The sequence below is a fragment of the Gordonia asplenii genome (genome assembly GCF_012933505.1).
GTDB lineage: Bacteria > Actinomycetota > Actinomycetes > Mycobacteriales > Mycobacteriaceae > Gordonia > Gordonia asplenii.
Genome location: NZ_JABBNB010000011.1, coordinates 1 through 18,479, shown reverse-complemented (window position 1 = coordinate 18,479; position 18,479 = coordinate 1). Strand labels below are relative to the sequence as shown.

Below are 18,479 nucleotides of genomic sequence, written 5' to 3'. Positions count from 1 at the left end.
CTAGCTTTCGGAAAGACGTTGTTGCTCAAGGACATCGGGGTCGGCTATCTCATCTTCGGAACAGTCGAGCCCGGCGTCGATGAGGCGACGATAGTGGCCGATCTTGTCGTCCACGGCGCCGAGGTCGTCGATCAATTCGCGGATCCGTGACTCGATCTCCTCACGGTGATCTTCGAGCAGCCGCATCCGGCGCCCGTGGGTGCGCGCGCCCTGCGCGACCATGGTCACGAAGTCGCGCATGACGGCCACCGACATTCCCGTGCGTCGAAGACGAACCAACAATTCGATCATTCGGACCGTGGCGTCGTCGTAGCTGCGTACACCCGCCGACGTGCGCGGAACCGGGGGAATCAGGCCTTCAGACTCGTACCAGCGCAGGGTGTCGCGGGTGAGTCCGGTCCGGGCGGAGACTTCGGCGATGCGATGTTCAGCGGGCATGAGGCCACCGTAGAGGTTGGAGTGCACTCCAACGCAAGTACCGTCGTGCCGGATGTTGCGCAGAACTACTCATCCCGTCGACGCCGCGCGCGGCTAGCGTTCGACGTATGCGTGTGTTATCCGCTTTGCTCAGCGTCGTCGTGGCAGTGGGCGTCGTGTCCGGCTGCTCCCTGATCAATCGCCTGACCGGTCCCGATCCGCGCGAGTACTTCGACGATCCTCGGCAGGTGCAGGTGATCGAAGCCGCGGAACGATTCGACGTCGATCGCATCCGCGCGTTGGCGGCGTCGGGCGTCGATCTCAACGGCGTCGGCAACACACACGATCCGCGGCGGTCGAGACTTCCGCTGCTGTTCTTCGTCGTCGAGTACTCCGGGGCGAACGCCGTGACCGCGATGCTTCGGGCCGGCGCCGACCCGCTGCGTCGCGACTCGGGCAACTACAGCCCGGCGGGGTACGCAATACTTCGTGACAAGATTTCGTCCCTGCGCGCGATTCTCGACTACGACGCCAAGCTGGTGGAATCGCCGGACCGATTGGGCGGCAACATTCTTCACACCGCGACGTTGTATTCCAACCGCGATGCGATCACATTGTTGCTCCAACGACACGTAGATCTGAACACCAGAGAGTCGGTGAGCGGCGAGACGCCACTGTTCGTCGCCGCGACCGAACGGCAGATCGACATCTGCATGACACTCCTCGACGCCGGAGCCGACGCGTCGATCCGCAATCGGCGCGGTCGTACCTTCTCCTACCCGCTGTACATGGCGAATGAGAAGATCCTGTCCGCTGATTTCAAACGTGACCGGAGCAGGCTCGAAGACGAGCTACGACGCCGCGGGTTCCCGGTCGAGACCGGTCGATGAGGCCGACGGCGGGGCGTCGGGTGCCAGCGCCCGCACCGTGTTGTGCCAGATGCCGCGGTCGAGGGCGGTGGGCGCGATGATCAGTTCATCGGCCCCGGTGTACTCGGCGAATTCGTCGACGGCGGCACGCGCGACGTCGGGGGTGCCGACCGCTGAATACCGCATCATGTCGGCGATGGCGGCGCCGTTGGGCGTCGACAGCAGCGCATCGATCTCCTCGTCGGAATAGGTGCGCCCGGCGGGAAGTTGGCGGCGCACGCGGCTGCGCACGACGCGGCGTCGTTGATCCTCGGCGACTTCTCCTTCGTCGGCGACGATCGCGGTCATGCCGGCGATGAGATACGGTTCGGCCAAGGCGTCAGACGGTCGGAACTCGTTGCGGTAGAGCGCAATCGCTTGTTCGAGCGCTTGCGGCGCGAAGTGTGACGCGAATGCATACGGCAGGCCCAGCTGGGCGGCGAGTTGGGCACCGAACAACGACGACCCGAGGATGTAGAGCTCGACGTCGGTCGGCTGCCCGGTCAGTGACTGCACGCCGGTGATGCGGGATTCACCGCGTAGGTAAGCCTGCAGCTCGACGACGTCGCTCGGGAAGCGCTCGGCGGAGGCGACGTTGCGTCGTAGGGCGGCGAAGGTCTGCTGGTCGGTGCCGGGGGCGCGGCCGAGACCCAAGTCGATGCGCCCGGGGTGCGCGGCGGCGAGAGTGGTGAACTGCTCGGCGATGGTGAGCGGTGCGTGGTTGGGCAGCATGACGCCGCCCGCGCCGAGACGGATCGTCGACGTCTGGGCGGCGACAATCGCGGTCAGCACCGCGGGCGCCGCCGATGCGATGGTCGGCATGTTGTGGTGCTCCGCGTACCAGATACGTTGGTAACCAACGGATTCCGCGGTCTGCGCCATCGCCACGCTCTGCTTGATGCTGTCGGCGAGAGTCTCACCCGCGTCGAGGTTGACAGGCGCGAGGTCGAGGAGTGAAAGAGGTAAAGCCACGTACGAGACCAACGGCGTCGCTGCCCGAAACTATTCCCCCGCCGCGCCGGTGCGGTGACACGACTGCTGCGACACGACCGCCGGTGCGGCCCGCGGTGTGAGCGGGCCCATACTATGGACCCCGTGACTACGGCTGACTCCTCGGCGTCCAATCCCGACCTCCTCGTCGACCTGCGAGACGTGACCGTCGTGCGCGACGGCCGGACCCTGCTCGGGCCGGTGTCGTGGCAGGTGGAACTCGATGAACGCTGGGTGATTCTGGGCCCGAACGGCGCGGGTAAGACCACCTTGTTGTCGATCGCCGCGGGACGCCTGCACCCGACGTCGGGGACGGCACGCCTGCTCGACGAACAGTTGGGCACAACGGAATTGCGTGAACTGTCGCTGCGGATCGGAATCTCTTCGCCCGCGCTGGCCGCGCGGATTCCGCGTGACGAGATCGTCAGCGACGTCGTGATCTCGGCGGGCTATGCGCTCGTCGGGCGGTGGCGCGAACGCTACGACGAGATGGATCGCGAGCAGGCCATCGACACGCTGGAGTCGATGGGCGCCGAACACCTCGCCGACCGGCGCTACGGCACGTTGTCGGAGGGCGAACGCAAACGTGTCCTCATCGCGCGGGCGCTGATGACCGACCCCGAACTGCTGTTGTTCGACGAGCCCGCCGCGGGACTCGACCTCGGCGGGCGGGAAGAGCTCGTGGAGCGGCTCGGCGTGCTCGCTCAGGACCCCGACGCGCCGGCCACAGTGCTCATCACCCACCACGTCGAAGAGATTCCGGAGGGGTTCACCCACGCGATGCTGCTCGCGGAGGGGCAGGTCGTCGCGCAGGGCCTGCTCGATGAGGTGCTCACCGCCGAGAATCTCTCGACCGCGTTCAGCCAGCGCATCGCGCTCGACCGGATCGACGGCCGCTTCTTCGCGCGGCGGCAACGTCGAGCCGGCGGCCATCGACGCGCCTAGAACCGACAGCTGCACCGTAGGTAACCACCGAAGGGAATCGAAGATGTCCGCTCAACCGACCGCCCTGCCCGCCGACCTCGTCGAGGCCATCGACTCGGCCGTGGACGCCGACACGACGCGGCTCACCGACATCTTCGTCGACCTTCACCGACATCCCGAGCTCGGCTTTCACGAGACGCGAACGTCGGGAATCGTGATCGACCAGCTGACGTCACTCGGGTTCGAGGTGCACACCGGTATCGCCCAGACCGGTGTGGCGGCCATTCTGCGCAACGGCGACGGCCCGACGGTCGCCTATCGGGCCGACATGGACGCACTGCCGATCGAAGAGAAGACCGGGCTGCCGTATGCGAGTACGGCCACGACCACCTCCGACGACGGCAAGACCGTACCGGTCGGACACATGTGCGGCCACGACGCGCACGTGACCTGGATGCTCGGTCTGGCCAAGCTGCTCGTCGACCTGCGTGAGTCGTGGTCGGGCACAGCCATTCTCGTCGGGCAACCCGCCGAAGAACCCATCGAAGGCGCCCGGGCGATGGTCGCCGACGGACTGTACGACCAGATCCCGGTACCCGACGACCTCGTCGCGCTGCACACCATGCCCGCGCCGGTGGGGTACGTGCTCGCGGTGCCGGGCACGCGGATGGCCGGCACCGACCAGATCGACATCCAGTTCCACGGCGTGGGCGCGCACGGATCGATGCCGGAGGCCGGCAAGGACCCCGTCTTGATGGCGGCCGAGGCCATCGTCGGCTATCAGTCGATCGTCAGCCGGATGATCTCGCCGTCGGCGACGGCGGTGCTGACCGTCGGTGCGGTGCATGCCGGCAACGCCAACAATGCCATTCCCGATTCGGCGCTGGTCAAAGCGAATATTCGCTGGTTCGACGCCGGGGTGCGCACGACGATGATCGACGGCATCAAGCGGATCTCGGACTCCGCGGCGACGGCCGCGGGCATGCCCGCCGACCGCCTGCCCGAGTACACGATGAAGGGGTCGTCGACGCCGCTGGTCAACAACGATGCACTGGTGACTCAGCTGGGCGCCGACCTGGCGTCGTTGCTCGACGAGCAGCACGTGATCACCGCGGCGCCGCCGGTCAACGGATCCGAGGATTGCCACGAACTGGTCGGTCCGCACGAGTCGATCCGGGTGGGCTACCTGCTCGTCGGGGTGGCGAGCGAGAAAGTCTTCACCGACGCGAGCGAGCACGGAACGCCGGTGCCGTCGCCGCATTCGCCGTTCTACGCGGTGGACCTGGCGGCGATTCCGTTCGGCACCCGGGTGGCGGCATATCTGATGTTCGACCTGCTGGGCGTGCGTCGCTGATCTGTCGCTGATCCGTCGTCGGTCGGGTGCGCTCGGATCTCGATATTCACGCCGGTGAGCTCGCGGGTCGGCGGTCGATCAGTCAGGGGCTGCGATGGTGGCGTCGACGTCGGCGGGTAACGTTCGCCACATGAGTGAAAACGTTGTGCCGCTCAAGGATGCGTCGACGGTCGTGCTGGTCCGTGACGGGTCGCAGGGGATCGAGGTGTTTCTCCAGCGCCGGGTCAAGCAGATGGCCTTTGCCGGCGGAATGACCGTGTTCCCCGGCGGTGGCGTCGATCCGCGCGACGGCGATGCCGACGTATCGTGGACCGGTCCTGGAAAGGATTGGTGGGCAACACAATTCAACGCAACTGAGGAGACGGCGCAGAAGCTCGTGTGCGCCGCCGTACGGGAGACCTACGAGGAGTGCGGGGTGTTGCTGGTCAGCAACACCGACGGATCGGAACCCGACGTCGGCGCGCTGGCGCCCCAGCGTGCCCTGCTGGAGGACAGAACCCTGTCCCTGGCCGAGTTCCTCGCGAACAACGATCTGACATTGCGGACGGATCTGCTTGTGCCGCTCGCACATTGGATTACGCCGAAGAACGAGAAGCGCCGCTACGACACCCGCTTCTTCCTCGCCGCACTGCCCGCCGGGCAATCCGCCGACGATCGCACCACCGAAGTGGAGGAGGCCTACTGGCGCAACGCGGCTGACGCGCTTGACGATTGGGCCGCCGGCCGCTGTTTCCTATTGCCGCCTACCTGGTCTCAACTGCGGGACATCTCGCGGTTCGAGACCGTCGCGGATCTGCTTGCCGCGCAACGGGTCATCGAACCGATCGAACCCGCGGTACCTTCCGACGGCTCCTTCAGCGGGCTCGGCTTCGCCGGGTCGGCGGACTATTTCGCGACCCTGTCCGAAGAGAACAAGCAGCGGTTCGCGTTCTAGAAGAATCGGGAGACCCTACTAGCCGCCGCCGGCGCCACGTTCGACCACCGGACAACGATTCCCCAGCGCCCGCCCACCGGCGAGACGCACCCTAATCGCCGTCCTCGCCGTCCTCTGGCAGGTCGTCACGGTCGGCCCACTCCAGCAGTGTGTCGAGACGGTAGGCGACGTCGTCGATGGTTGCGTGCAGATCCCCGAGCTCGGCGTAGCGGGCGGGCATGGTGGCGATGGTGAAGTCGTCGGGCGCGACGTCGTCGATCTCGGTCCAGGCGACCGGCGCCGACACCGTGGCCCGCGGGTTGCCACGCACGGAGTACGCCGACGCCATCGTGTGATCGCGGGTGTTCTGATTGAAGTCGACGAATACCGCGGCGGGATCGCGATCCTTGCGCCACCACGTGGTGGTGACCTCCGACGGCGCCCGCCGCTCCACCTCGCGTGCGAACGCGAGGGCCGCGCGTCGGACCTGCGGAAATCCCCACTCGGGCGCGATCCGCACGTAGATGTGCAGACCGCGGCCGCCCGACGTCTTCGGGAAGCCCTCCATCCCGAGTTCATCGAGGATTTCGTGCACCACATGCGCCACCCGCTGAATGCGGCTGAACGGGCAGTCGGGCATCGGGTCGAGGTCGATGCGCCACTCGTCGGGAACTTCGGGGTCGAATCGTCGCGAATTCCACGGATGGAACTCGACCGTCGACATCTGTACCGCCCAGATGACGCTGCCCAGCTCGGTGACGCAGAGCTCGTCGGCGGTGCGACCGTAGCGTGGGAAGTAGATCTCGACTGTCTCCAGCCAGTCGGGGGCACCGGATGGCACGCGCTTCTGATGTACCTTCTTCTCGGCGACACCTTTCGGGAATCGGTGCAGCATGCACGGCCGGTCCCGCAGGGCCCGCACGATCCCGTCGCCGACCGACAGGTAGTAGTTCACCAGGTCGAGTTTGGTCTCGCCGCGCTCGGGAAAGTAGATCCGGTCGGGGCTGGAAACGCGTATCGTCCGACCGGCCACCTCGATGTCGACTGCCTCGCCGTTGTTGGCCACGACGTCGAGCTTAGCCGCCCAGACCCGGATACACCGATGATTCCGGGTCCGGGCCCTGTCGCCGGTTGAGTGAGCGTAGCGCGTCGAAACTGCTGCAGCACAATCGATTTCGTCAGTGGATGGTGTCGATTCGGGCGTGTCGCGCGAGGGTGGTTCCGAGTTCCGAAAGGCGCAGACGAGCAGGTCGCCGGCGCCCACGGCAGCAATCTCCTCCCGCGGCAGGTAGCTACCGCCGTGTTTGCGGATTACCGCCGTAAGTGTTCGACGAACGCTGCGCGAAGGAACCACCGCAGTGAGAAGCCAGGATGCGCGGTGCAAATCCCAGGCCGAGCTCGGCTTCGTCTCGCTCGACCGGCGGGGGTTGCTTCGTCTGTCGATCCCCTTCGCTGGTTGAGCGAGCGCAGCGAGTCGAAACCTTGGTGATCCTTCGGCTGGTACCGTATGCCACGGTCGTCGTGGTCACGCTGAAATCCGTAGTGTCACAGTGGTTTCGACTCGGCTTCGCCTCGCTCAACCGGCGGGGGCCGGGGGTACTGCTCGGTCGGCCTGGGCTCGGCTTCGCCTCGCTGAACCGACGGGTTGGGGTCGGTCACGACGCCCGAGCGAGAGTCGTCCCGCGAGGCTACAGCGCGCCGTAGCGCTCAAGTGCCGTACGACGTTGCGTCGCATGGTCGACGATGGGCTGCGGATATCCGGCGGCCTCGTCGAACAGCGCGCCCTGCGTCCACGGACGGTGTACCGCCTTGCCGTCGATGTGGCGCAACTCGGGTATCCATCTGCGGACGTAGTCGCCGGACGGGTCGAATCGCTCGCCCTGGGCGACCGGGTTGAAGATCCGGAAGTAGGGCGCGGCGTCGGTTCCGGTGCCCGCAGTCCATTGCCAGCCATGCTGATTCGACGCGAGATCGCCGTCGACGAGATGCGTCATGAAATGTCGTGCGCCCCACCACCAGGGCAGGTGCAGGTCCTTGGTGAGAAACGACGCGACGATCATCCGTACCCGGTTGTGCATCCAGGCCTCGGCCAGCAGCTGACGCATCCCGGCGTCGACGATGGGGTAGCCGGTCCGGCCGGTCTGCCACGCCTCGAACGCCGCTCGTGCGCCGGGGCCGCTGTCGTGCACCAGTGCGTCGAACTTGGGGTTGTAATTGCGGCGGGCGGTCTCCGGGCGATGATGCAGGACGTCGGCGTAGAAGTCCCGCCACGCGAGTTCACTGCGCAGAGTCCGCGCGTCGACGTCGGTGCGCGAGCGCATGTCGTGCAGCATCGTTCGCGGGTGGATGCAGCCGAACTTGAGATAGGGGGACAAGCGGGTCGTCGCGTCCGCGTCCGGGCGGTCGCGCAGGCTGTCGTAGCTGTCGAGGTCGTCGTCGCGGTACTCGCGCCAGCGTCGAAGTGCTGCGGCCTCGCCTGCGTCGGGTAGTCGTGGACCGAGAGCGGGCAGGTCGAAGGCGGTATCGAGGTCGACCCGACGTGCCGACGTGTCGGCATCCAGCCAGGTGAGCGTGCGCGCACTGGTCTGCGCGGGAGTATGCCAACCGTGATCGAGCCAGGAGCGACGATAGGCGGTGAACACCCGATACGGCTCGCCGGCCTTGTTGAGAATCCGGCCGGGAGACACCGCGTACGGAGAACCCGTCGCGATCAGCGGCACCGAGTCCGCCTGCAGGGCCGCCCGAACGGCGTCGTCGCGTCGCGTTCCGTACGGGCCGAAATCCGCGCTGACGTGCACCGACTGTGCCCCGACGTCGCGCACAAGTGCGGGCAACACCGATTCGGGTGCACCGCGTAGCACCAGCAGCCGCCCCGACAAGTCGTCGTTCAGCGCGCGCAGACATCCGGCCAGGAACGCCAGCCGGGGGTTTCCCGAGGGGCGCAGCAACGCGTCGTCGAGCACGAAGACGGCGATCGCGTCGTCGGCGCAGTCGGCTGCCGCCAGCAACGTCGGCAGGTCGGTGAGTCGTAGGTCTCGGCGGAACCACACGATGGCCGGCCGACTCATCAGCTCACCCTCGCAGCGGCACCGACACGACGATGCGGGTCGGGGCGGACGACCCGCCGGGCGGTTCGACGCTGACCGCGATCGACGACGTGCCGTCGACGTGCTGCAGCGGCACCCGCGTCGACGGCCCGATGTCCGCGGCACCCATCACGCCAAGGGACCTCGGCCGCCCGGCGTCGGGGACCTGCCACATCTGATAGGCGGTGGCGCTGGCGGGTGCGGCGACGCCGTTGAGGATCACGACTCCGGCGTCGACCTTGCGTGAGTACAGCACGGTCATGCTGCCGCCGCCGGGCACCGCCGCCGACGACGACTGAAGGTCGGCGGCGGTGAGCAGTTGATCGGCGGCCGACGGTGCCGGTGGCTGACGGAACTGGGTCGCGACGCCGACACCGACGACCGCGACGATCACCGCAGCGGCAGCGGCGGCGACGGCCAGCCACAGGCGCCTGCGCCGCGTCGCGATCGAACGCACCTCGTCGGTGCCGTCAGACGGTGAGACCTGGTCCATCAGCGCGTCGTGTACGTGTGCGGGTGGCTCGACAGCGTCGACGGTCGAGTGCTCGGCGAGCGTCTGACGCACCTCGGCGACGACCGACTCGAATCGGCGACGCACCGCGGGCGGCGCCGACGCCAGTGCAGCCACCACGTCTCGTCGCTCGTCGTCGTCGAGCGCGTCGAGCGCGAACACCTCGGCGAGGTCGAGGAGCTGTTCGGAGGTCAACTCAGACATCGTCGTTCACCTCCGTTACACAGTCGCGCAGCCGTCGCAGGCCGTCGCGGATGCGTGCCTTGACCGACGGCAGACTCAGGCCGAGATCGTCGGCGACTTCGCGATAGGTCCGCCCGCCGTAGTAGGCCGACTCGACCGCCACCCGTTGCGCCGACGTCAGAGTGTCCAGGCAGTCGACGACCCCGGCGGACTCGGAGCGCCGCACCACCGAATCGGCGACGTCGTCGCGCGGCGGCACATACGTGGACACCGAATACTTGGCGTCACGGGTGCTCGCCGACTGTTCGCTGCGCACCCGGTCGACCGACCGCCGGTGCGCGATGGTGAGCAGCCAGGCGATCGCCGATCCGGTTGACGAGTCGTATGAGCGCGCCGAACGCCATACGTCGAGGTAGACCTCCTGCAGGACCTCTTCGCTGTACCCACCGTCGCGCAGCACGCGCAGAATCAGACCGTAGGTCCGCGCCGAGGTGTGACGGTAGAACTCGCTGAACGCGTCGGCGTCACCATTGCCGACCCGGACGAGCAACCGTGCCAGCGTCGGCGTATCGGCCGGGGCCGGCTCATCCATGCCTGTCCTCTCCGGGGTTCTCGGGGCGCCGCTGGTGGCAATCATGTCAGACCTTCGGCGGCCAGGGCACGAAGAAGCTGGTGCGTCGCCGATAGTCGGCGTAACCGGGACGCCGCGCCATGTGCCGTTCGAGAAGCCGGGCGCCGGTGGCATAGACGAGGAAATACGTCATCGCCACCGGAGACACAATGGTGAGTACGCCCGGCCACTGCGCTGCGGCCACGACATAGACACCCCACCATACGCACGCGTCGCCGAAGTAATTCGGGTGGCGTGTCCACGACCACAGACCTCGATCCATGATCTTGCCGCGGTTGGCCGCATCGGCTTTGAACCTGCGCAACTGTGCGTCGCCGACGGCCTCGAAGACCACTCCGACGACTGCCAGCACCACTCCCACGACGATCAGCCACCACCCCGCGCCGCGCACCGGCCCGCCGACCGCGGATACCTGAACCGGCAACGAGATGACCCACTGTGCGATCGCCTGCGTGAGAAAGATCCGGGTGATCACAGTCACCACCCGATTCCCGCCCCGCCGCTCCAACATCTCGACGTATCGGGGATCCTCGCCCGCGCCTGCGCTCTTGCGCCACATGTGCCAGGACAACCGCAGTCCCCAGACCACGACGATGAGCGCCAGCGCGGTCGAGCGCGCCGGATCACCGCCGCCGACGACAGGCGCCACAACCGCGACGGCCGCCAACCCCACGCCCCATGCGACGTCGACTACGTTGTACCGGCCGATACGACGTCCGATCCCGAAGGTCACCGCCTGCACGACCGTCAGGACCAGCGCGGACGCGATCGCGACCACCGCGAAATCACCCATTGACGGCCTCCTCGTCGACGGCGCGGCGCGGCATCGACGACAGGTCGCCGAGCACCGGCCGCACCGCGAGGATCTGATCGACGCCCATCCGTCCCTCGGCGAAGCTCAGGCGCCCACCGGCCAGGTACAGCTCCCAAACCCGGGCGACCTCCTCGCCGACCAGGTCCACCACGTGTGAGCGATTCCGCTGGAACCGCTGGATCCATGCGTCGACGGTCCACACGTAGTGTTCGCGCATCGCCTGGACGTCGCGAATCTCCAGCCCGGAGCCGGCGAGCAAGTCGATGGTCTGCCCGACCGGTCGCATCGTCATGTCCGGTGCGATGAACGACTCGATGAACGGCCCGCCACCCTGATGGCGTCCCGAACGGGACATCTGCTGAATCAGGACGCGCCCGCCCGGACGAACCTGATCGTGCAGTACACGCGCGTAGATCCGGTAGTTTCGCTGCCCGACGTGCTCACCCATCTCCAGTGACACCACCGCGTCGAATCCGCCGGTAGTATTCGGCCCGCTCGCTGCGCTCCCGGCGCCGCTCGTCTTGAGTTCGCGGTAGTCGCACAACCTGATCTCCACGACGTCGGCCAGGCCCCGACGTCGGAGCATCTCATCCGCGTAGGCCTTCTGCTGCACCGACAACGTGATCCCGACGACCCGGCACCCGTAGTGCTCGGCGGCGTGAGCGGCAAGGGCGCCCCAGCCGCACCCGACGTCGAGCAGAGTCATCCCCGGCGCCAACCCCAGTTTCGTGCAAACCAGGTCGAACTTGTCGCGCTGCGCGTCGGCGAGCCCGTATCCGGGCCGGCTCGGCGCGCCGGGCACATTCCCGGTGAAGTATGCGCACGAGTACGCCATCTGATCGTCGAGGACCAACGAATAGAACTCGTTGGACAGGTCGTAATGCGAGGCGACGACGTCGCGGTCGCGTCGCCTGCTGTGCAGTCGCCCGCCGACGCGGATCTGGCTGTCCGGTATCGGCGGACGTCGCAGGCTGCCCCAGCGGGACCCGACGCGCACGGCTGCGAGCGATGCGAGGGCGGTCTGCGCCGCTCGCCCCGGCTGAAGACGACGTTCCCGGGCGGCGGCCCACACCCGAGCCAGTGCCTCCGACAGGTCTCCGTCGACGTCGAGTTCGCCTGCGACGAAGGATTGCGCGGCACCGAGTTCGCCCGGTGCCCACAACTGCCGGGCCAGCACCCGCGCGGTGTTCAACCGAATCGCGGGCACATCGGCCGGTCCGGTACTCGAACCGTCCCACGCGTGCAGCCCGATGGGCAGCTCTTCGCCGGCGACCGGTCGCAACACGCGTGCAAGCTGCGCGGCCACGGGCGACGGGCTCACTGCGGGCCCCCGACACGGAACGCGAACTGTTCGACGTCGAGGTACGCCGACCGGAAACCCGCCTCGGAGTAGGCGAGGTAGAAATTCCACATCCGGATGAACACGTCGTCGGCGCCCGGCGGCAGCGCAGCCGCTCCGACGGTTCCGAAACGGCGTCGCCACAGGCGCAGGGTCGCAGCGTAATGCGGTGCCAGGCTCATCCGGTCGGTGACGTGCAGGCCAGCTACCCATGCATGCGCCAGAACTGCCTCGGTCGACGGCAGGAGGCCGCCGGGAAAGATGTATTTCTGGATCCACGTATACGTGTTCCGGCTCGCCAGCATCCGATCGTGCGGCATGGTGATCGCCTGCAGGGCGATCTGTCCGCCCGGCCGCACCAACTCGGCGAGCCTGCCGAAGTACGTCGGCCAGTGTGCGTACCCGACAGCTTCGATCATCTCCACCGACACCGCGGCGTCGTAGCGACCGGTGATGTCGCGATAGTCGGTCAGCGTGATGTCGACGCTGTCGGTGAGTCCGGCGGCGGCGACGCGGGCGCGGGCGGCATGCAGTTGTTCGCCAGACAGCGTCACCGAGTGGACCCGCGCCCCGCGCGCTGCCGCGCGTATCGCGAGTTCGCCCCAGCCCGTGCCGATTTCCAGCAGGCGGGTGCCGTGCCCGACGCCCGCTCGGTCGAGCAGCCGATCGATCTTGGCGGCTTGCGCGGACGCGAGATCGTTCCAGCCGGCGGTGTCGGGATCGTCGAACAATGCCGCCGAATACGTCATCGTGTCATCGAGGAAGCCCGCGAAGAACTCGTTCGACAAGTCGTAGTGGCGTGCGATGTTGCTGCGCGCGGCGTGCGAGGTCCGCGGGTCGTCGACGTCGGGCACGGGTGGGAGGTGGATCGACCGAAGTCGCTGCAGCGGTGCCGGAACAGCGGTGGAGATCACCCCGGCCAGGCGGGTCAAGACACCGACGAGGTCGGGCGAATCCCATTCGCCGGCCATGTACGACTCGCCGAGACCGATGAGGCCGCAGCTGCCCACCCGCCGCGCGAAGGCTTCGGGGTCGGCGATCAACATGACGGGACCGTCGATCTGACCGGCGACATCGGTGGCGATCTCGACTCGGACGTGTGCGCGTTCCGCGGCCCGGCGCAGCAGTGCCATGGTGAGGGGTGCGGCGGCGCGGGCACGCAGGCTCCGGGGAACGGTCGCGATGTCCGGCCAGACGTGGTCGTCCACGACGGGCCGTCGCAGGTGCAGTTCCAGGGTCATCGGCTTCTCCTTACTGAGTGCGGATCTCGGGCGGGTCGGGGAACGATGGCAAGGCCCTTGCGCCACAGGGCGATTCCGTGTCTGCGGATGCGTGCGGACACGACGAGCGGGGCCAGCGGCGTCTGAAGTTGTGCGGCTAGGACGGCGCGGGTGCTGACTTCGACACGTGTCCCGCGCATGCGGGCGTGGAATGGCAGGTCGTCTTCGGGATGCCAGGTGATGTCTATGTGTAGGGCGTCGTCGGGTTCGCTGACCCGCATCGAGTAGCGGCCGTCGACGGTGTTGAACGGCGAGACGTAGAAGCCCTTCGGCACCTGGGCACGCCCGGCGTCGTCGGGTACCACCGCATAGCAATGTCGCCCGCCGTAGGTGTTGTGCACCTCGGCGAGCACCGCGTAGACGGTTCCGTCGCGGCGGTGGCACCAGTACAGCGTGAGCGGGTCGAACACATAGCCCAGCGAGCGCGCGTTGAGCAGCACGGTCACTCGGCCGGGTTGTGGCGCGATGGCGTGCCGAGCGAGTTCGGCATTCACCCGGCCGCGCAGCGTGTCCGGCCCGACGTCGGGGCGGAACAGATGGTCTTCCGCGCGGAAGCTGACCAGCGGGCGCAGCCACTTCGACACCGGCGCGAGGTCGTCGGCGTCGATGAACCAAGACAGGCTCCGATGCTCGAACCGGTAGGTGACCGGCGACCGGCGCTGATGGGTGATCTCGGTGCGATACATCGCGGGGGCGCGGCTCATGGGTGCACCCCCGCCGGTTGCGGTGTCGGTATCCACGCCACGCCCAGGCGCCGCGCCGCGCGCACGCCGGAAAGGGCACCGTCCTCGTGAAACCCCCAACCTCGATACGCTCCGGCGAAAACGACTGTGTCGGAGTCGATTTCGTCGAGGTCGGCCGCCGCGCGGACGCCGGCCGCGGTATACAGCGGGTGCTCGTACTCCATCTCGTCGACGATTCTCGAGGGGTCGACGAGACCCTCGCCATTGAGGGTGACCAGCATGCGGGGCGTCTGCGGCAACCGCATCAGACGCGTGACGTCGTAGGTCACGACGACGCCGGAGGACTGCCGATCCGGTTGGGGCACAAGGTAATTCCACGACGCGCGGGCATTCGGTGTCCGCGGCAGCACCGACTCGTCGGTGTGCAAGAGTGCGCGGTTGGGGGAGTAGGTGATCGCCGAGAGGAGTTGCCGTTCCCGCGCGCTCGGGTCGGCGAGCATTCGCAGCGCCTGGTGCGGGTGGGTGGCGATGACGGCGGCGTCGAACTCCTCGGCCGGCCCCGTCGTCGACGCTACGGTCACCCCGTCGGGGCGGCGGAGCACCGAGGTGACCGGGGTGTGGAGCCGGACGTCGGTCAGACGAGCGGCGACGGCTTCGACATATCGACGTGAGCCGCCTTCGACGGTGCGCCAGGTCGGCGAGCCGGAGACCGACAGCATTCCGTGGTGGTCGAGGAAGGTGAACAGGTAACGCGCCGGATAGTCCAGGGCGTCGTGCGGATCGCAGGACCACACGGCCGACACCAGCGGGGTGAGGAAGTAGTCACAGAAGTCGGCGCTGAACCGCTCGGCGTCGAGGAAATCACCCAATGTCGTTGTGGTGTCCGACGTTTCGGCGAGCAGTCGGCGGGCGCCGCGGTGAAACCGCGGCACCTGCGCGATGAGTCGGAGATATCGGGTGTTGCGTAGAGCGCGCGACGACGGGAGCAGACCGCGAATGCCCTTGCCGCCCGCGTATTCGAGTCCGGCCGCCGCAGCGCTGATCGACATCGACATGTCCGACTCGCGCGTGGCCACACCGAGCTCGTCGAAGAGTCGGATGAGAGTGGGGTAGGTGCGGCGGTTGTGCACGATGAATCCGGTGTCGACCGCCATCGTCGAGCCCGACGGCAGTGTCACGTCGTGGGTGTGTGCATGGCCGCCGAGGCGGCCGTCCGCTTCATACAGGGTCACCTGATGGGAACGCGCGAGCACGTGGGCGGCCATCAGTCCGGAGATTCCCGACCCGATGACCGCGACGCGCCGGCGGACCCCGGTTGGTTCAGTCATGCCGGGTATTCGGAGCCGTGCCGCGTCCGGATAGGCCGGGCCCCGTTAGGGTTGTGGGCATGCCTGAGTTCGTGACCCTCGAAACCCATGATGAGCACCCCGGCGTCGGAACCATCCGGCTCGACCGGCCGCCGATGAACGCGCTGAACCGGCAGGTGCAGACCGAGCTGCAGGCCGCCGCGGAAGAGGCGTCGGTGCGTGACGACATCAAGGCCGTCGTCGTCTACGGCGGGCCGAAGGTCCTCGCCGCGGGCGCCGACATCAAAGAGATGACCGACATGTCCTACGCCGACATGGCCAAGGTCGCCGGGCGCCTGCAGCGCGCGCTCGGCTCGATCGCCGAGATCCCCAAGCCGACGGTCGCCGCGATCACCGGGTTCGCACTCGGCGGCGGGCTGGAGGTTGCACTGGGCGCTGATCGCCGGATCGCGGGCGACAACGCCAAGCTCGGCGTGCCCGAGGTACTGCTCGGCGTGATCCCCGGCGGCGGCGGCACGCAGCGTCTCGCCCGACTGATCGGACCGGCCAAGGCCAAGGACCTGGTCTTCACCGGACGTTTCGTCGGAGCCGAGGAAGCGTTGGCGATCGGGCTGGTGGACGAGGTCGTCGCACCCGACGACGTCTACGACGCCGCGGTGCGGTGGGCCGCGCAGTTCGCCAACGGAGCTTCGGTGGCGTTGCGCGCCGCGAAGGCGGCGATCGACCAGGGCGGCGAGGTGGACCTCGCGACCGGTTTGGCCATCGAGGCGAGCGTCTTCGCAGGTCTGTTCGCCACCGACGACCGCAAGATCGGCATGGACTCGTTCATCGCGAACGGCCCGGGCAAGGCGCGATTTACCGGCAAGTAAGATTGCCACGAGTTCTACCAACCGGAAGCGAAATCGATGACTGCAAATCTCACGCCCGAGTCCGACCCCAAGCCGAACCCGCATGCCACCGAGGAAGAGGTGGCCGCGGCGCTCAAGGACACCAAACTCGCCCAGGTCCTCTACCACGACTGGGAGGCCGAGACCTACGACGAGAAGTGGTCGATCTCCTACGACGAGCGCTGCATCGACTACGCGCGCGGCCGCTTCGACGCCGTCGTGCCCGATGCCACGCTGCCCTACGGGCGGGCGATGGAGTTGGGCTGCGGCACCGGATTCTTCTTGCTCAACCTGATGCAGTCGGGCATCGCGGAGAAAGGGTCGGTCACCGACCTCTCCCCGGGCATGGTCAAGGTGGCGCTGCGCAATGCCGAGGGCCTCGGACTCGACGTCGACGGCCGCGTCGCCGACGCCGAGAAGATTCCCTACGACGACAACACCTTCGACCTCGTCGTCGGGCATGCCGTGCTGCACCACATCCCCGACGTCGAGCAGTCACTGCGTGAGGTGCTGCGCGTCCTCAAGCCCGGCGGACGTTTCGTCTTCGCCGGTGAGCCGTCGACGATCGGTGACTTCTACGCACGCTGGATCTCGCGCGCCACGTGGTACGCGACCACCAACATCACCAAGCTGGGTCCGCTGCAGAGCTGGCGCCGCCCGCAGGCCGAGCTCGACGAGTCGTCGCGCGCGGCCGCACTGGAGGCCGTCGTCGATATCCACACCTTCGACCCCGACGAGCTCGCCGGCATCGCCCGCTCGGCCGGTGCCGCCGACGTGAACACCGCCACCGAAGAGCTCGCCGCGGCGTTCCTCGGCTGGCCGGTCCGCACCTTCGAGGCCGCGGTTCCCCCGGAGAAGCTCGGCTGGGGCTGGGGACGGTTCGCCTTCGGCGGCTGGAAGAAACTCAGCTGGCTCGACGAGAACGTGCTGCGCAAGATCGTCCCGCCGAAGTACTTCTACAACGTCATGGTGACCGGCACCAAGCCGGTCTAACGGCAGGTCATCCCTGTTGGCCGGCTGCCGCGGTCCGCACTAGCAGGGTGTCGCACTTAAAGAGTTGTATGACGTCGCGTTCCTCTGTCGGTTGAGCGAGCGGAGCGAGTCGAAACCCCACCGGCCGGGCAATGATGAAACCGGCAGCGTCACGGTGGTTTCGACTCGGCTTCGCCTCGCTTAACCTGGATTCACCGGCCGAAGCGCCCCTCTGCTGGTTGAGCCGGGCGAGGCGCTAGCCGAGTCCGTGTCGAAACCTCTCAGCCACAACGACTTTCGACGGTCCGCGCCAATTCCGGCGATGACACCCGGTAAGTGACGCGTGTGCACCCGTACGGGTGCACACGCCTCGATATTCGATACCATCACAGTTCGACAAGCGCGCTACCATCAAATGCATTGTGGTACAGGGGTTTCGACACGCTCGTCGCTAGCGCTCCTCGCGGCTCAACCAGCAGATGTAGTGCCCCGACCGGTGAAACTAGGCTTAACCAGCAGGATGCGGCGAAGCAGGGTGCGCGTAAGATATCAATACCATTAGACGCGACATACCACCGGATTCACTCACCATGACCTTTGCGGTCTTGCGGGTTGATCCGCGGTCGGCAACAGGGGCGAGCAGGTCGTCGCGGTTCTTGCTCCGCGTGGGCACGTAGGCCTAGCCGGGCCTAGCCGTAGATATCTTTGATCCCCGACGCGATGGTCTCCCAGTCGGACAGGCGTCCCTCGGCGACGTCGAGAACGAACTTCTCGGCCCAGTCGACGTCCATGGGTCCGCCGGGGCGGAATCCGTTCAGGTCGAGAAAGACAACGGCCGACGCCCACGCCGTGCGCTTGTTGCCGTCAACGAACGGACGATTTGTCGCGAGGGAATGCATCAGAGCCGCAGCCTTGTCCCACACGGAGGGATACGCATCGAGCCCGAATGCGCTCGAACGCGGGCGAGCGACCGCTGACTGAAGCAGTCCTTCGTCGCGAACGGTCAGCTGTCGTTCAGTAGCGATCGAACCCGAGGTGACAACAGCGTCGCGATCCAGAAAGACCGTCATTTGAGTCTCTGGTTGAGCTCCGCTGACCAGACAGCCGCCCGGTGCGCGGCCTCCAACACCGCTCGCCGGTAATCGCTCGTGGCGTCCACCACGACGTCGTGAGCGAACGGCTTGAGCGCCTTGCCGGCGCGCTTTGCCGCCTCCTGCAGTTGAGCGTGCTCCTCGTCGGTGAAGGTGATGTTGAGTGAGGGCATGGCGTTTCCCGTTCAG

General features: G+C 67.2%; 19 protein-coding genes. 6 read left to right on the top strand and 13 right to left on the bottom strand.

Annotation, left to right across the window (positions count from 1 at the left end):
- A complete protein-coding gene (locus tag HH308_RS12175) occupies positions 1–438 on the bottom strand; it encodes a MerR family transcriptional regulator (RefSeq protein ID WP_170194482.1) in 438 nt (145 codons plus the stop codon).
- 107 nt (positions 439–545) lie between these two features.
- On the opposite strand from HH308_RS12175, the gene HH308_RS12170 reads away from it, so the two are divergent.
- A complete protein-coding gene (locus HH308_RS12170) occupies positions 546–1,307 on the top strand; it encodes an ankyrin repeat domain-containing protein (RefSeq protein WP_170194481.1) in 762 nt (253 codons plus the stop codon).
- Here HH308_RS12170 and HH308_RS12165 read toward each other — a convergent pair.
- Positions 1,269–2,297, bottom strand: a complete 1,029-nt coding sequence (locus tag HH308_RS12165; protein WP_170194480.1) for an LLM class flavin-dependent oxidoreductase — start codon at positions 2,295–2,297, stop codon at positions 1,269–1,271. The genes HH308_RS12170 and HH308_RS12165 overlap by 39 nt on opposite strands.
- 114 nt (positions 2,298–2,411) lie before the next feature.
- Here HH308_RS12165 and HH308_RS12160 point away from each other — a divergent pair, with 114 nt between their 5' ends.
- The 3 genes from HH308_RS12160 to HH308_RS12150 all read left to right on the top strand — a co-directional run bounded on the left by HH308_RS12160 (position 2,412) and on the right by HH308_RS12150 (position 5,527).
- Positions 2,412–3,260: an ABC transporter ATP-binding protein gene (locus tag HH308_RS12160; protein WP_170194479.1), complete on the top strand. Its 849-nt coding sequence runs from the start codon at positions 2,412–2,414 to the stop codon at positions 3,258–3,260.
- 43 nt (positions 3,261–3,303) lie between these two features.
- Entirely contained in the window at positions 3,304–4,593 is a 1,290-nt protein-coding gene (locus HH308_RS12155) for an amidohydrolase (protein ID WP_170194478.1), read from the top strand.
- 130 nt (positions 4,594–4,723) lie between these two features.
- Entirely contained in the window at positions 4,724–5,527 is an 804-nt protein-coding gene (locus HH308_RS12150; protein WP_170194477.1) for an NUDIX hydrolase, read from the top strand.
- Between the two features lie 91 nt (positions 5,528–5,618).
- Here HH308_RS12150 and ligD read toward each other — a convergent pair whose 3' ends face one another.
- From ligD to HH308_RS12105, 9 genes are all read right to left on the bottom strand, one after another.
- Complete coding sequence (ligD, locus tag HH308_RS12145) at positions 5,619–6,572, bottom strand: non-homologous end-joining DNA ligase (protein WP_170194476.1); 954 nt, start codon at positions 6,570–6,572, stop codon at positions 5,619–5,621.
- Positions 6,573–7,194: 622 nt separating this feature from the next.
- Complete coding sequence (locus tag HH308_RS12140; protein ID WP_170194475.1) at positions 7,195–8,574, bottom strand: cryptochrome/photolyase family protein; 1,380 nt, start codon at positions 8,572–8,574, stop codon at positions 7,195–7,197.
- A 4-nt stretch (positions 8,575–8,578) separates the two neighbouring features.
- On the bottom strand, positions 8,579–9,307 hold the full coding sequence (locus tag HH308_RS12135; protein WP_170194474.1) for an anti-sigma factor: 729 nt from the start codon (positions 9,305–9,307) through the stop codon (positions 8,579–8,581).
- Positions 9,300–9,878: an ECF RNA polymerase sigma factor SigK gene (gene sigK, locus HH308_RS12130; protein WP_246284563.1), complete on the bottom strand. Its 579-nt coding sequence runs from the start codon at positions 9,876–9,878 to the stop codon at positions 9,300–9,302. Before sigK ends, HH308_RS12135 begins: the two co-directional genes overlap by 8 nt.
- A 46-nt stretch (positions 9,879–9,924) precedes the next feature.
- Complete coding sequence (locus tag HH308_RS12125; RefSeq protein ID WP_170194472.1) at positions 9,925–10,710, bottom strand: DUF1295 domain-containing protein; 786 nt, start codon at positions 10,708–10,710, stop codon at positions 9,925–9,927.
- Positions 10,703–12,037: a class I SAM-dependent methyltransferase gene (locus tag HH308_RS12120; RefSeq protein ID WP_312870556.1), complete on the bottom strand. Its 1,335-nt coding sequence runs from the start codon at positions 12,035–12,037 to the stop codon at positions 10,703–10,705. Before HH308_RS12120 ends, HH308_RS12125 begins: the two co-directional genes overlap by 8 nt.
- A gap of 11 nt (positions 12,038–12,048) precedes the next feature.
- A complete protein-coding gene (locus tag HH308_RS12115; RefSeq protein WP_170194471.1) occupies positions 12,049–13,311 on the bottom strand; it encodes a class I SAM-dependent methyltransferase in 1,263 nt (420 codons plus the stop codon).
- The gene (locus HH308_RS12110) at positions 13,308–14,054 is read right to left on the bottom strand and encodes a DUF1365 domain-containing protein (RefSeq protein ID WP_170194470.1); all 747 of its coding nucleotides are present in this window, start codon (positions 14,052–14,054) and stop codon (positions 13,308–13,310) included. The genes HH308_RS12115 and HH308_RS12110 overlap by 4 nt, the downstream gene beginning before the upstream one ends.
- Positions 14,051–15,361: an NAD(P)/FAD-dependent oxidoreductase gene (locus HH308_RS12105; protein ID WP_170194469.1), complete on the bottom strand. Its 1,311-nt coding sequence runs from the start codon at positions 15,359–15,361 to the stop codon at positions 14,051–14,053. The genes HH308_RS12110 and HH308_RS12105 overlap by 4 nt, the downstream gene beginning before the upstream one ends.
- Before the next feature lie 59 nt (positions 15,362–15,420).
- Here HH308_RS12105 and HH308_RS12100 point away from each other — a divergent pair, with 59 nt between their 5' ends.
- Positions 15,421–16,209, top strand: coding sequence for an enoyl-CoA hydratase/isomerase family protein (locus tag HH308_RS12100; RefSeq protein WP_170194468.1), 789 nt, complete (start codon positions 15,421–15,423; stop codon positions 16,207–16,209).
- Positions 16,210–16,245: 36 nt separating this feature from the next.
- Positions 16,246–17,220, top strand: a complete 975-nt coding sequence (locus HH308_RS12095; RefSeq protein ID WP_170194467.1) for a class I SAM-dependent methyltransferase — start codon at positions 16,246–16,248, stop codon at positions 17,218–17,220.
- A 668-nt stretch (positions 17,221–17,888) separates the two neighbouring features.
- On the opposite strand, the gene HH308_RS12090 is transcribed toward HH308_RS12095, so the two are convergent.
- Together HH308_RS12090 and HH308_RS12085 are read right to left on the bottom strand one after the other, a co-directional pair.
- On the bottom strand, positions 17,889–18,269 hold the full coding sequence (locus tag HH308_RS12090) for a type II toxin-antitoxin system death-on-curing family toxin (protein WP_170194466.1): 381 nt from the start codon (positions 18,267–18,269) through the stop codon (positions 17,889–17,891).
- On the bottom strand, positions 18,266–18,463 hold the full coding sequence (locus HH308_RS12085; protein ID WP_170194465.1) for an antitoxin Phd: 198 nt from the start codon (positions 18,461–18,463) through the stop codon (positions 18,266–18,268). Before HH308_RS12085 ends, HH308_RS12090 begins: the two co-directional genes overlap by 4 nt.
- Positions 18,464–18,479 lie beyond the last annotated feature (16 nt).